This is a genomic window from Flavobacterium columnare, assembly GCF_014844295.1.
GTDB classification, from domain to species: domain Bacteria; phylum Bacteroidota; class Bacteroidia; order Flavobacteriales; family Flavobacteriaceae; genus Flavobacterium; species Flavobacterium columnare.
In genome coordinates this window covers 1,898,913-1,912,223 of record NZ_CP054494.1, presented here as the reverse complement: position 1 = coordinate 1,912,223, position 13,311 = coordinate 1,898,913, and the positions used below count along the sequence as shown (strand labels likewise).

The following is a 13,311-nucleotide window of genomic DNA, read 5'->3' as shown; positions in this document are numbered from 1 at the left end:
CGCGATATGGATACTTTCAACAGCGATTATGGAAGACTCAACCATCCTGACGACATAGCAAAATACGCCTCATTACGTTCCTTTAAAGACTTTTTAGCCGACAAATCCAGTCCATTAGTCTACTGCACCCTTACCATAGAAGGCAAATCCTTCCTAGAAAAATCCCATTTTAACCTACAGTTCCATCAAAAAACCAACGAACACGACACCTTTACCCTAGATACCCGTGCCGATTCCCTAGACAACGAAGAAGCCTACATCATGGAACATTCTAAAAGCTACCTAGGAAAAACCATACACATCCACCTGCACCGATTTGGAGAAATAAAACAAACCTTTACAGGCATTATAACCCATTTAAACCTTTTAAAAAAAGACGGTTACGGCAGACTATATATTACAGGACACGCTCCTACCATTATGTTAGAACAAGGACTTGAATCCCAAAGTTTTGAAAACAAAACCCTAGAAGAAATCTTTCAAGACATAACCGCCCAATACCCCAAAGACACCCTTCATACCATTGTCCGAAACAACAACACCCAAAATGTGTTGCCTTACACCGTACAATACAACCAAACAGATTACCAATTTTTACAACAACTTGCCATACGCTATGGCGAATACCTGTATTACAACGGACAGAGCCTAGTGTTAGGCAACAAAGTAGGCCCTAAAATCATAAACCTAGACGAAAGTGTAGACCTAGTACACGTATCCTTTGAAATATCAGTAAAACCACAACAATTTACCTACACCACCTACGATGTAGAATCAGGCACCAGCCTACAACGAGATAGCGCCTCAGCTCAATTACAAAACAAAGTCAACCCCTACCAACTAGTAGCCCTAAAAGCCTCAAAAAACGTATTCCATAAAAAACCCAACAAGCTCCACAACCCCACGGGTATCAACAACCGAACCGATAAAGAGCTACAAGATGCCGTACGAAAACAAAAAGAACTCAGAGAAAACCTGATGATCGTAAAAGGCAAAAGCAAAGACCCCCAACTCAAACAAGGCGATCTAACCAAACTAGTTGATATAAACGACCGCCCTATGGAAACCTATCGCATCATAGAAATTCAACATTTTCATGATGGCAATAGCTATTACAACGAGTTCGTAGCCATTCCCGATTTATGGACCCCTCCTTATTTTGACGACAACACCTATCCTAAATGCGAAGAACAAACCGCACGGGTAGTAGACAACAACGATCCTATGAGCATGGGGCGTGTACGCGTACAATTTCCATGGCAAGAAAGAAAAAACCAAAAAACCCCATGGATTCGCCTAATACAACCCCACTCAGGAGCAGGCAAAGGATTTCATTTTATCCCCGAAATAGGCGAAGAAGTCCTTGTAGGTTTTGAAAGCGGCAATGCAGAAAAACCTTTTGTACTAGGCACTCATTATAACGGAAGCGAAACCAGTGGGTACCATACTAGCGGCAATGATGTAAAAGCCATAAAAACCCGTAGCGGTATAGAAACCCTTGCAAACGATGCCGAAGGAAGCTGGAAACAAAGCACCCCAGATGGTAACTACTTACAATTTGATGGACAAGGCAACGCTACACTTAATATCCCTGAAAATTTATTAATTAATGTAGGTGGAAATTTAAATATTCAAGTAGGTAAAAATTTAATGACCTCCGTAACGTTAGATAATATGGAAACCACAAACGGTAATAAAAACGTATCGGTAGGTATTGCATACGCACTATCTGTCACTACTAATTATATAGCTAATATCATGGGGTCTTTTAGAAAATATGTTAAGGGCGATATAGAAAGCCATACCGATAAAGAACATAAAACAGTTAGTTTAAAAGAACTCAATGTTTTTAGTGAAGGAAAAATGGAACACCATTCTGAAAGTGAAGTACAAAACAACAGTGCCGAAAAATCTAATTCACACTAATTATGAGTATAGAAATAATTGCCGAAGGAAATATAAACATGAGCAGTAAAGGAAAAACGGTTCTAAAGTCTAAAGAAAAAATTAAACATACTAGCAATACTAAAATAGTACAAAAAGGTAAAGATAAGGGAATTAGCTACAATACCAACAAACCTATAAATGAGAGTGATCATCCCGTGAGTTTTACAGACCTAACTATTAATATTTATTTTGACGGAACCCAAAACAATAAAAACAATACCCTTTCCAGGGAACAAAATAATGCTATTTATAAAGAAATGTCTAATAAAAAAGACGATAGCTATATGAACGACTATACCAATGTGGCGCGTGGTTATGATATAACAGAAGACAGCTCTTTACAAGGTAATGTTTATATAGAAGGGGTGGCTACAGAAGACGATCAAGAAGACGATAGTGCTTCATTAGCAACAGGGATAAGTAAAGAACAAATGATAGGCATAGGAACGGGGACCGGTATAGCCGAAAAAGTAGAAAAAGGATGTGTTAAAGCCGCTGAAAAAGTAAAAGAAAAATTTAAGACATTAAGAAAGAAAAAGCTTCGCATTTTATTTATCAATGTTTATGGTTTTAGTCGTGGTGCTACCACAGCCCGCCATTTTATACATATAGCCAGTACGCCATCTACAATAGAAGATGGTTTTAGGGGTATGCGTTTATGCTCGCCTTCTAAAAAATTACATAAAATTACGAAAGAACATCCGTTATACATAAAGCACGGTTTTTTTGGGTACCAGTTAGTCCAAAATAAAGTGATTCCAGAACGTATTGTTTTTAATTTTGTAGGCTTGTACGATACCGTTTCATCAGAAGGAGTTTATCATGATAATGATGTAGAAGTGCTAGGACTGGATGCAATACGCAAAGCTAAAATGGTTTTTCAAATTGCAGCCGATGATGAATACCGCGAAAACTTTGACCTCACTAATATAAACAGTGCTGGATTACACGGCTTAGAACTAACCTTACCAGGCGTACATAGCGATATAGGCGGTTCGTATTTACCGCATAGTATTGAAAATTCAGTACTATTTCAAGGAACAGGCGCTTCTAATAAAAGTAAAGCTGAAAAATATAAAGAAATTCTCATAAAAGAAGGTTGGTTTAACAAAAAACAACTCTACATTACAAGGGAACTTATAAGTTCCAGAGAAGCTGACTTTAAGTATAAACTAAAAGGAAAGCGTATGCTTGAAAACACCTATGACAAAATTCCTTTTAATATGATGGTACAAATTTCAGAGCAATTTGAGGTGAAGTATCAAAAGACATTAAAGGATACTAAAATAGTAATTACCGACCCTGTGGTTAAAAAAGCCTATGAGCAATTACAAACCTATGCCGCAAAATGTCAAAATTTCAGGAATGAATGTATTCGTACTCAGGATGCGGCACGATACATACGCTATTTAAACCAACCCAAAAAAATAAGTTATCTCGATTTTATAGCACTCCCAGTGCTTAAAGAACTTCGAAACAGGTATTTTCATTGGTCTGTACGCGCAGATGCATTTGGGCTTAATGAGCGTACAAATGCCTTAGGGATAGAACCTGGTCCACAAACTTTTGACAAACGCAAACGAGAAATACAAAATGGATAAATTAATACAACAAGCAATGGTACTATTACTTTTGCTTACTATAAGTTGCAATACGATGAAGAAAGAAGCACCACCGCAATGGACACCCGAGATGTGTCAGCCTAAAGAAACATTAGGAGAAAATACTAATATATATAGGGTAGAACTAGTAGAAGACGAAATATACACCCTTGAAGGAAAAATAGCCCACATGCCCTTTGGCGGTTCCTCTGGTGAATGGGGGGCTTCTGGTAAAAGTTATACAGATCAATACGGCACTCCTATAGGCGCTACTATTGTATATTATGCAGGCTATGAAGACAAGTTTTATAGGCTAGAGGCGAAATTTGACGTAGAAAAAATGAAAAAACTCGTAAAAGAAATTCATTATCCTGATGAATCTTTTTTGTACCAAGAAGATTTAAATCCTGATGAGCCTTATAAACCAGGAATGTTTAATTCGCTTATCTTTGGTTTTGCCCCACAAGGTATGGTGGTGGTATGGGCAGGGTATCTTGGAGCAAAAATAGAAGTAGGACGTTTTCAGGCAAAAGAAATTACAAACAAAGAAGAGGATAAAGCTTTTGAAAAACGATTGTTTGCCAGCTGGTCTATGAATAGAGCACAGGTAAAAGCCCGCGATTTTATGCCCAATGCCTCTTGTGCCCTATGGGACACTTACCGTAAGCGTTACCATATTGCCCTTAATGCTACCTCTGAAAACAAAAAATTTAAATTATTTTGTAAAGAATGGTGGTCTTTTAACGGTGAGTTTAAGTGCTATTTTAGACCCGAAATACTCACCCCTACTCCCGTGAGTAGAGCCTTGCCTAATGTAATTCTTGTAGATTGGGAAACGGGGTATAAAGATACGTATAGAGGATTGGTATTTTTAAACGAAGAGGCTATTTTTAATCATTTTAAAAACATCCCTGAGGGAAGTACCCATCGTTTTCATGTAAAAATAGCGGCTGATAATTCTGATATGGAGCTTTTTGTTGACAACACAAAAATAGAAGTAGATAGTATGCGTATATGGCCTAGTTATGAACCTGGCGAATACAAAGATTCCTATAAAGAAAATGAAAAATAAACAGCGTATAACACTACGAGCGGGTGGTTATATAACTATTACCACCAAAAAAGAAATAGTCTATCCTTTTGAAAAATATGTACTGCTAGATCAATACCCAAACGGTACTATTGATATTATAGCGTATCCTAAAGCTCCTACTATTATTTCATTAAACTGATAGAAGCGGATAATTATGGTATATCGCAAATAGTTTTTGGTAACGCAAACGAGAAATACAAAATGGATAAATTAATACAACAAGCAATGGTACTATTACTTTTGCTTACTATAAGTTGCAATACGATAAAAGAAGCACTAGGAGTAACTGGATTAGGATTCTGACTCCGCACGCAGAGTCGGGCAAAGGATTTCATTTTATCCCCGAAATAGGCGAAGAAATTCTTGTAGGTTTTGAAAGCGGCAATGCGGAAAAACCTTTTGTACTAGGCACTCATTATAACGGAAGCGAAACCAGTGGGTACCATACTAGCGGCAATGATGTAAAAGCCATTCATACCCGATCTGGAACTAAAATTATTCTAAACGATGCCCAAGGTTCTGTTTTTATAGAGGATCCTAGTGGCAACACTTGGACGATGGACGGTCATGGGAATATTAATGTGAATGCGCCAAAAAACATGATCATTACCGCAGGCGAAGATATGATTATTAATGTAGGCAAAAACATGAGCACAACTGTTGGTATGAATATCTCCGAAAGTGCAGGAATCAACAAAAACGAAACCATTGGAGCCATGAAAAATACTACAGTTGCAATGGATATGATGACGATAGTAATACCATTTAAACTTTGAAATTTCCTCATAATACTATTTTTTTAACCTTGAGACTGTCCAAAAAGTTCGCAATCTTGTATTTCGACCAAAGGGAGAAATCACATACTATTGATTATGAGACTCCTCCTTACGTAGGAGTAACAAACTGTATGTTGATTTAGACACTATCCTACAAAAACAATAAAAATTAGTGTTGATTCTCGATGCGCTTCGCGCTCGAACTAATGATGATTTCAATTATATACTCAACCGTTTGTTCGAGTTGTTTTAAAATAAAAAAAACAGAGGTAGTGTATTAAAAAGTGTGTAAAACATTTTTATAATCAATATTTCAATGTTCAAAATAAGATAAAGGAAAGAAAATACGTTCCGCTACGCTACACTTAATTTTCTTTCCTTTATCTTGTTTCTTTCTTTCTTTTTAATTCCTCTATATCTCTAAAAGCACTTACTGGATACTTGTATGTTTTATATTTTTTTTCCAATGCTACCGAACCCATTAAAGCAATAACTGAAGACACGTTCGGCATGGCTCCTCTCATTTTCAAAACACGCTTGTAATCTCTGTTCAACCGTTCAATCCAGTTGGTCGAATAAACCATTCTTTGAATTTGTGGCGGATAATCTAAATAAGTAAAATAAGCTATATTTCGCTCATTTTTGAAACTTTTTATGCTTGGATATTTACTTTCCCTCTTTTGAACAAAATTAATCAATTTTTCAAATGAAGCAATTGGTGTTGTGCTTTTTGTTTCTACTTGGAATATTTCCTTTTTGAGTTATACACTTAATATCTGTTTTATATTTTTTTGATAAATTGGTTTTGTATTTAGCATTCTTTCTATGGTTTTATGAAAAATACTTGTTTAAATTGAGAACGGTTTATTCTAAAACAAAACTCATCAAAATAAGCTTGAATATGCCATTTACTAACATGGGTTGGTATTGTCCTAATCCAAGATTTCAATTGCATTATTATAATATGTAATTCGTTGAAATTTCTTCCTTTATTACTTAATTGCTGTTCAATATTGTAAAGTTTTTTTAGAGGTTCATACCCTCTCCATTTATCGGTTACTATCTTTGCCGTTTGACTTATATGTTCTTCAAAAATTGGAGTTAGTGATTTTGAAGAATAGTCGTCAATAGATTTCACATAGACTCTTTTTATCTGATGTTTTTGGTTTAATTCTACTGCTATTACTGCTTTTTTCTTTTTAGAATCATAACTTCTTCCTTGTTTTGCTTCTTCTTTTCCACCCACAGTAAATTCGTCTACATGAACCAATTCTGACAAAGGATATTTCTGGCTACTTTGCATTGCTTTGCGCACTTTTTGCATAAAATACCAAGCAGTACCTTGGCGAATACCAAAACGTTTGCCCATTTGAATACTTGATACACTTTTACTACTAGTTGTCATTTCGAACACAATACAAAAAGCTTTATGTAAACCAAATTTAACCTTGTGAAACAACGTATTGGCAGTGGCACTTTCAACATGTTGACAATTATAACATTGGTAATTATATCCCGATTTTTCACATCCTTTTGTATGACCACACTTCATACAAATAAAACCATCTTTCCATTTTATTTGTGCTAAATATGCCTTACAAGATTCATCATTTGGCAATTCTTTTATAAAGTTTAGTATATTTTGTCCTTCAAATACTTCCATAATACATGATTTTAAAGACTTAAAGATACAGAAATTAAATGATTAACTCAATTTCCTTTAATTCTATTGCTATTTCTACTCGTTTTGTTCGTGGAAAAATAGCTAATATATTTCGTTTAAAATGAACCACACAGAGTTGATGTTTGGCATTAGGGAAGACTTTTGCACTAGCGTTTTCAATAGATGTTAAGCTGTCAGAGACCACTAATCCAATACTTTTTACACCTCTTGTTTTTAAGCTCTCCAACTCTTGTTGCCACAATAAAGCTCCTTCTGTGGGATGATTTACAATTGTTAAAACCTCCCTTGTTTCTTCTTCTTTAATACCTAAAATTGTGAAATAGCCTTCTTTCTTAACCGAATTATCTCGCCTTGTATGAACAAAAGTAGCATCAATATAAAGTACTAAATAATGTTCTTCTAAGTCTCTTTTAAGCCATAATTCAATTTCTTTTTTATTCTCCTTCATCAAGTAACTTATCTGCTGCTTGCTGTAATCTTTACCGTAAAGTTCTTCATAAACGTCGCTTACTTGCTCTGTTGTTTAACCTTTTCTATAAAGACTAAAAATGAGTTTTCGATGCTCTTCATCCTCATTTCTTAGAACTCCAAGCAATGCTGGATAAAAGGTACCTCTTCGTGTTCTTGGTTCCTTTAAAACCATTTCTTTGCCAAAACCATTAGTCGTTCTAGTTCTAAATCCATTTGCATAATCCGTGGGATTTTCTAGCGGATGCAATACCCGTTCTGACTTCATAAAGGTCTCTAAGGTCATTTGCATTAATAAATTCGTTCCATTTTCTGAATTTGCAACTTCCAATAATAATTCCGAAATTTGAGCGTGTGTAAAGTCCATAATTGTAAATTTTAATGGTTCATAATTTTAAAATTACAAAAAATTCTTTACACACTTTTTTTGTACAGTATCGAGGATAATCTTGGAACAATATTTGGGCTCACACTTTTTGGGTTTCTGTCCATTGGTTGGGTTTCTTGGCAATGATATAACGACATCGAGCCAATAGTTGTTTGGGAGTGTCTTGGTTTTCAAAAATTATTGGAATGTATTTTATTGCTTGCTCCTTTGCTTTTTTGATAGCCTGATTCTCTTTTTCAATCTCCTCCCAGCGATATTTTATCCTTAAATGCTGGAGAACTTCCATTACCAACTTTACCACATGAAAACGGTCTGTGACAAGGTAACTTTCAGGAAAACACATTCTTGATGCTGATTGCATATTGTTTGCCATGTCAAGTGTTATCGATTTTACTTGTTTTCTATGCGAAAGTGGAATTTTAGTAACCACATCAATAATGTCCTGACTTTTGCTGCCTTTTATAACCGCAACTAAGGATTTCTTTTTGCCTCTTCCTTGTTTATTGGTTACAAAAGTATACAGTTCACCTTTTGACAAACTTACTTCATCAATACTTAAATTCTCCCCTATATTTTCGGCATGGTCAAACTGTTTCCAACTTGTAAAACCACTGATTCTTTTTTTGTAATGTCTTGGCAGTAAATCAGCTTTAATGCCGTAATAACTGGCAATATTACTTATCGTATCTTCTCGGGCCTCGACCTGTACCTTTTAAAAAATTCAAAAGTTCAACAGTTAATTTTGGAACCTTCTGCAATAAAAGAATAATCGCTTTTAATTTCTGACTTATCTACTTTATTTCGTCACCTACGTCTTCTGATACCTAAATAAACAGCCTTTCCTCGTATTGGAAAATCTTCTATCAATGTACCCTCACAAAAGCCTTTTGACTCATATTCCTCTGAAATGAAACCTTCGGGAATAATGTTCTTTTCATCAAGATAGATGTAAAAGCAATTCTTTTTTGTTTGAATATCTCCTAATTCTATAAAATCAACAATATCAAAATGACCTAATAATTCTTCGGGTAAAACGCTGAAAGTATCGAATAATCCATTTACTTTTTTTTGTCGCAATTTACAATTACTCCCCATATGTTTTATGTGAGCCGATAAAACGCTTTATTATACCACATAATTATTTAATTTTGCCAAAACTTTAAGAAATTGTGGGAAGTAAAAATAAATTAAAACGTTTTAAAGAAAACGAAACTTTTGATAATGTTATTCAACCTACTCGTGATGAGGTGGTTAATGGCGTTTTTCCTTACAAAGGAAAATGGCGTTCAACATTTTTCAAAAATGACAATCCTATTATAGTAGAATTAGGATGCGGTAAAGGAGAGTATACCATAGGTTTAGCTTCAAGAAATCCAAATGTAAATTATATAGGAATAGATGTTAAAGGCGCTCGTTTTTGGAGAGGCGCTAAAACAGCCTTAGAAAGCGGTATGAATAATACGGCTTTTGTACGCACTCAAATTGAATTAATAGAAGGAGTTTTTGATACGCATGAAATTGATGAGATCTGGATTACATTTCCCGATCCACAAATTAAATATAAACGCACAAAACATCGTATGACTAACAGTGAGTTCTTAAAAATGTATAAAAGAATTTTAAAGCCCGATGGAATTGTAAATCTAAAAACAGACAGCGAGTTTATGCACGGATATACTTTGGGATTATTACATGGTGAAGGACATGAAGTGCTATATGCTAATCATAATGTATATAAAAACGAAGGTGCTCCTAATGAAGTTCTAGAAATACAAACTTTTTATGAACAACAATATTTAGAAATTAATAAAGCAATTACCTATATCCGTTTTAGAATTAAATAATAGCAAGAGACAAAAATATTTTTTTTGAAAACGAATTAAAAAAAAGAAATCAAGAAAATACTATTCTTATCAATATCAAGTTGCTCAACAAGTATTTCTACGAAGTTAGCAAATAAAAACTATCAAGAATTCAATGTCAATGATGATAGCGAAATAACGGTGTTAAAAAAGGATGATGCATTGCCAAATAATTCAGAATTTATTGAAGATGTCAAAATTGGAGATACTGGATTTACTGCTGATTTCGGATATGAAAAAGTTGTTACAGATGCAAAAAAATCAGCTCTAGACTACCAAAAGATAGTGATTATGGGCTGATTCACTTTTATAGACTAGGAGCATGATTAGATTACAAAATAAAAGATTCTATAATAGACAAATTAAGAAATGGAGAAGTTTCGTAATTAGAGTTTTTATGAAACTTTAGAAACTAAAGAAGAAATCAAAATTAATATCGAAAAAGAAAAAAATATTTCGTTAAAAGAAGTATTAATTTTAGATCTCGTTATGGGAAAGATCTGAAATTAAATTAATCGAAAACGATACTGGAGTGAGAGAATTTGATAAATAGAATAAACCACTAAATAACCGTTTTCCTAAATTATGGATCTTGTGATTTATTACAATTGTTAGTTTTTGAAGCTAAAAATTGCATACATTTGCAATAAAAAGTGTTAAAAACATGCAACTTTATAAAGCGATGATAGGTTTAATACAAGTCAAAAAGGAGCGATTTTAAAAATCTTATTTTTATTTAGAAAACACTTATTTAAAAGGAAAATAAAACACCTGATAATTATTTTAGATCAGGAAACAAGAGGGTTCTCTTGAACAAGCTCAAATAAACCAAACGATATAAAATGTCTATTCTTTTAGCCTTTTTTTTAGCCACTTTTTTTTCAAGTATGGGAGTTTTACCGCCAGGGATGCTTAACATGCGCGTGGCAGCTATCAGTATCAAGAAGTCTATAAAAAAGGCTAAAGAATTCATATTAGGAGTATCCATTATAGTAGCATTACAAAGTTTTTTAGGGTTTTATTTTGCTACCTTTTTTCAAGATCATCCACAGTTAACAAAAAATTTAAAATTAGTCGGAATCATTCTATTCATTGCATTAACTATATTCTTTTTAGGAAAAGGAATACAAAATGTAATACAAACTAGTAAATTAGAAACAAGTGAAACAAAAAGTAAAATCTCTCCTTTTTATCAAGGAATTACATTATCTACATTAAATGTTTTTCCCATTCCTTATTATGCTTTTTTAAGTTTATATTTTTCCGCATTCATACCTAATTTTTTTACACCCATCATAGGAATAGCTTATGTTTTAGGAGCTACTTTAGGGAGTGCATTGGTTTATGTTTTATACGCTTTTCTCTTTAAAAAATGGGAAAATAGGATTTCATTTTTTACAAAAAATGTCAATTTTATTATCGCTACAGTTACTGGAATGATTGCTATTTTTACATTATATAAATGGTAGTAATAGTAACTAAAACCTCTCATGAAAATTTCTTTGAACGAGTTTATGAAATAGCACGGCAAATACCTTATGGTAGAGTAACGTCGTATGGAGCTATAGCCAAAGCTCTTGGAGCTAGTAGGTCTGCTAGAATGGTAGGTTGGGCAATGAACGCTTGTCATGGCATGAATGATGTACCAGCACATCGAGTAGTAAACAGAAACGGAGTCTTAACAGGTAAACATCATTTTGATGGGTCTAACGTAATGCAGCAATTGTTAGAAAACGAAGGAGTTGAAGTAGTAGATAACCAAATCCTTGATTTCAAAAAATATTTTTGGGATCCTCAATTAAGTTCTCATTCCATCTAAATTTATTCAAACGCATTCCCTCATTGTTTTCATTTATCATAACATAAAAACTTTTAAACCTCTAAAGTTTCAAACTCCTAAACTTCTCATTATCTTTGCAATCTAAAGTCAGTTTAAATAAAGATAAAGAGGTTAGATAGACTGTTAATAGTTATTAAAATGAAACTAGATAGAAGAGAAATATTAAAAGCGCTTGAGAACATATCTATTGCAGGTGAAGGCAAAAATATGATTGAAAGTGGTGCTGTTACCAATGTATTGACTTTTGGAGATGAAGTCATAGTAGATCTTACTTTAGCAACCCCTGCTATGCACATTAAAAAACGAGCAGAAGATGATATTCGTAAATTAATCCATGAAACATTCTCTCCAGAAATTACGGTAAAAGTAAACATAAAAGTAGAAGTGCCAGAAAAGAATGAAATAAAAGGAAAAACAATTCCTGGAATTTCTAATATTATTGCAGTTGCTTCTGGTAAAGGAGGTGTTGGTAAGTCAACAGTTACAGCAAATTTGGCAGTTACTTTAGGAAAAATGGGATTTAAAGTAGGGGTTTTAGACGCTGATATTTACGGTCCTTCAATGCCTATCATGTTTGATGTTGAAAACGCAAAACCAATATCCGTAGAAATAGAGGGCAAATCAAAAATGAAACCAATAGAAAGCTATGAAATTAAATTACTTTCTATTGGATTTTTTACAGCACCTAGTCAGGCGGTAATATGGCGCGGTCCCATGGCAGCAAAAGCCTTAAATCAAATGGTTTTTGATGCAGCTTGGGGTGAGTTAGATTTTTTGCTTATAGATCTGCCCCCAGGAACAGGAGATATTCATTTATCCATCATGCAGTCCTTGCCTATCACAGGAGCAGTCGTAGTAAGTACCCCACAAGCTGTAGCACTAGCAGATGCTAAAAAAGGAGTGTCTATGTTTTTGTCCGAAAGTATAAATGTACCCGTATTAGGAATTATTGAAAATATGGCATACTTTACACCAGAAGAATTACCAAATAATAAATACCATATTTTTGGTAAAGAAGGAGCTAAAAACTTAGCTGAAGATTTACAAGTTCCTTTCTTAGGAGAAGTGCCAATCGTACAAAGTATTCGCGAAGCAGGAGATTATGGTAGACCCGCAGCTTTACAAACAGGTTCGCCTCTAGAAAAAGTATTTGAAGAAATTGCTCGAAAGGTTGTAGAAGAAACCGTTAAAAGAAATGAAGATCTTCCTCCTACAGAAGCTATTAAGATAACAACAATGGCTGGCTGTTCAGCCATAAAAAAATAGTTTTCAGAAATTATTAGCCACAATAATCCAATATTGTGGCTGTAAGCTGTAAATGCAAATCAAAAAAAAGATGACAAATCAAGAATTAGAACAAAACGTTATAAAGGCTTTAGACGAAATACGTCCTTTTCTTAAGTCCGATGGAGGGGATATTACACTCATTAGTATTGAAGAAAATAAGCTAGTTAAAGTTCGTTTAGAAGGAGCTTGTACAAATTGTAATTTAAATATTAGTACACTAAAAGCAGGCGTAGAGACAACCATTAAAAAATATGCTCCACAAATTGAAAGTGTAATCAATGTTAGTTAACAAGACTAAACAATCGTTAGGAAAATTCTCATTGATAAATATCATGATTTTTATCTGATATTTAGTAGAACTTTAA

14 protein-coding genes and 2 pseudogenes are annotated in these 13,311 nt (G+C 34.0%); 11 read left to right on the top strand and 5 right to left on the bottom strand.

Annotated features, from left to right (window positions below; translation table 11 throughout):
* The first annotated feature begins 6 nt into the window (after positions 1 to 6).
* From HUE53_RS08300 to HUE53_RS08280, 5 genes are all read left to right on the top strand, one after another.
* The gene (locus HUE53_RS08300) at positions 7 to 1,926 is read left to right on the top strand and encodes a type VI secretion system Vgr family protein (RefSeq protein WP_107317678.1); all 1,920 of its coding nucleotides are present in this window, start codon (positions 7 to 9) and stop codon (positions 1,924 to 1,926) included.
* 2 nt (positions 1,927 to 1,928) lie between these two features.
* Positions 1,929 to 3,548 carry a phospholipase effector Tle1 domain-containing protein gene (locus HUE53_RS08295; RefSeq protein ID WP_192188411.1) on the top strand — a complete coding sequence of 540 codons (1,620 nt, stop codon included), beginning with the start codon at positions 1,929 to 1,931 and terminating at the stop codon, positions 3,546 to 3,548.
* Positions 3,541 to 4,620, top strand: coding sequence for a DUF2931 family protein (locus HUE53_RS08290; protein ID WP_192188410.1), 1,080 nt, complete (start codon positions 3,541 to 3,543; stop codon positions 4,618 to 4,620). The genes HUE53_RS08295 and HUE53_RS08290 overlap by 8 nt, the downstream gene beginning before the upstream one ends.
* A complete protein-coding gene (locus HUE53_RS08285) occupies positions 4,610 to 4,780 on the top strand; it encodes a hypothetical protein (RefSeq protein ID WP_165688643.1) in 171 nt (56 codons plus the stop codon). The genes HUE53_RS08290 and HUE53_RS08285 overlap by 11 nt, the downstream gene beginning before the upstream one ends.
* Before the next feature lie 115 nt (positions 4,781 to 4,895).
* The gene (locus HUE53_RS08280; protein ID WP_192188409.1) at positions 4,896 to 5,417 is read left to right on the top strand and encodes a phage baseplate assembly protein V; all 522 of its coding nucleotides are present in this window, start codon (positions 4,896 to 4,898) and stop codon (positions 5,415 to 5,417) included.
* A gap of 380 nt (positions 5,418 to 5,797) precedes the next feature.
* Here the strand turns inward: HUE53_RS08280 and HUE53_RS08275 are convergent, their stop codons facing one another.
* The 5 genes and pseudogenes from HUE53_RS08275 to HUE53_RS08250 all read right to left on the bottom strand — a co-directional run bounded on the left by HUE53_RS08275 (position 5,798) and on the right by HUE53_RS08250 (position 9,034).
* Entirely contained in the window at positions 5,798 to 6,115 is a 318-nt protein-coding gene (locus HUE53_RS08275; RefSeq protein WP_225556130.1) for a transposase, read from the bottom strand.
* Positions 6,116 to 6,178: 63 nt separating this feature from the next.
* Positions 6,179 to 7,080 (bottom strand): annotated as a pseudogene (locus tag HUE53_RS08270) (IS1595-like element ISFlc1 family transposase).
* Between the two features lie 34 nt (positions 7,081 to 7,114).
* A pseudogene (locus tag HUE53_RS08265) lies at positions 7,115 to 7,861 on the bottom strand (IS256 family transposase).
* 175 nt (positions 7,862 to 8,036) lie between these two features.
* Positions 8,037 to 8,597 carry an ISAon1 family transposase gene (locus HUE53_RS08255; RefSeq protein WP_262892209.1) on the bottom strand — a complete coding sequence of 187 codons (561 nt, stop codon included), beginning with the start codon at positions 8,595 to 8,597 and terminating at the stop codon, positions 8,037 to 8,039.
* Positions 8,598 to 8,761: 164 nt separating this feature from the next.
* The gene (locus tag HUE53_RS08250; RefSeq protein ID WP_225556129.1) at positions 8,762 to 9,034 is read right to left on the bottom strand and encodes an ISAon1 family transposase N-terminal region protein; all 273 of its coding nucleotides are present in this window, start codon (positions 9,032 to 9,034) and stop codon (positions 8,762 to 8,764) included.
* A gap of 92 nt (positions 9,035 to 9,126) precedes the next feature.
* Here HUE53_RS08250 and trmB point away from each other — a divergent pair, with 92 nt between their 5' ends.
* The 6 genes from trmB (at position 9,127) to HUE53_RS08220 (ending at position 13,235) form a co-directional block, all read left to right on the top strand.
* On the top strand, positions 9,127 to 9,801 hold the full coding sequence (gene trmB, locus HUE53_RS08245; RefSeq protein ID WP_075348569.1) for a tRNA (guanosine(46)-N7)-methyltransferase TrmB: 675 nt from the start codon (positions 9,127 to 9,129) through the stop codon (positions 9,799 to 9,801).
* 180 nt (positions 9,802 to 9,981) lie between these two features.
* Complete coding sequence (locus HUE53_RS08240) at positions 9,982 to 10,119, top strand: hypothetical protein (RefSeq protein ID WP_155761341.1); 138 nt, start codon at positions 9,982 to 9,984, stop codon at positions 10,117 to 10,119.
* Between the two features lie 542 nt (positions 10,120 to 10,661).
* Positions 10,662 to 11,288 (top strand): LysE family transporter, encoded by a 627-nt coding sequence (locus HUE53_RS08235; RefSeq protein ID WP_014165681.1) that lies wholly within the window; start codon positions 10,662 to 10,664, stop codon positions 11,286 to 11,288.
* The gene (locus HUE53_RS08230) at positions 11,282 to 11,638 is read left to right on the top strand and encodes an MGMT family protein (protein ID WP_014165682.1); all 357 of its coding nucleotides are present in this window, start codon (positions 11,282 to 11,284) and stop codon (positions 11,636 to 11,638) included. The genes HUE53_RS08235 and HUE53_RS08230 overlap by 7 nt, the downstream gene beginning before the upstream one ends.
* A gap of 159 nt (positions 11,639 to 11,797) precedes the next feature.
* A complete protein-coding gene (locus HUE53_RS08225; RefSeq protein ID WP_014165683.1) occupies positions 11,798 to 12,925 on the top strand; it encodes an Mrp/NBP35 family ATP-binding protein in 1,128 nt (375 codons plus the stop codon).
* Between the two features lie 70 nt (positions 12,926 to 12,995).
* The gene (locus tag HUE53_RS08220; RefSeq protein ID WP_014165684.1) at positions 12,996 to 13,235 is read left to right on the top strand and encodes a NifU family protein; all 240 of its coding nucleotides are present in this window, start codon (positions 12,996 to 12,998) and stop codon (positions 13,233 to 13,235) included.
* Positions 13,236 to 13,311 lie beyond the last annotated feature (76 nt).

Excerpts from the sequence above, each read along its gene's own strand:
- HUE53_RS08225 (WP_014165683.1), top strand. The coding sequence starts at position 11,798 with ATGAAACTAGATAGAAGAGAAATATTAAAAGCGCTTGAGAACATATCT.
- HUE53_RS08295 (WP_192188411.1), top strand. The coding sequence starts at position 1,929 with ATGAGTATAGAAATAATTGCCGAAGGAAATATAAACATGAGCAGTAAA.
- HUE53_RS08220 (WP_014165684.1), top strand. The coding sequence starts at position 12,996 with ATGACAAATCAAGAATTAGAACAAAACGTTATAAAGGCTTTAGACGAA.
- HUE53_RS08300 (WP_107317678.1), top strand. The coding sequence starts at position 7 with ATGGATACTTTCAACAGCGATTATGGAAGACTCAACCATCCTGACGAC.
- HUE53_RS08290 (WP_192188410.1), top strand. The coding sequence starts at position 3,541 with ATGGATAAATTAATACAACAAGCAATGGTACTATTACTTTTGCTTACT.
- HUE53_RS08235 (WP_014165681.1), top strand. The coding sequence starts at position 10,662 with ATGTCTATTCTTTTAGCCTTTTTTTTAGCCACTTTTTTTTCAAGTATG.
- HUE53_RS08285 (WP_165688643.1), top strand. The coding sequence starts at position 4,610 with ATGAAAAATAAACAGCGTATAACACTACGAGCGGGTGGTTATATAACT.
- HUE53_RS08230 (WP_014165682.1), top strand. The coding sequence starts at position 11,282 with ATGGTAGTAATAGTAACTAAAACCTCTCATGAAAATTTCTTTGAACGA.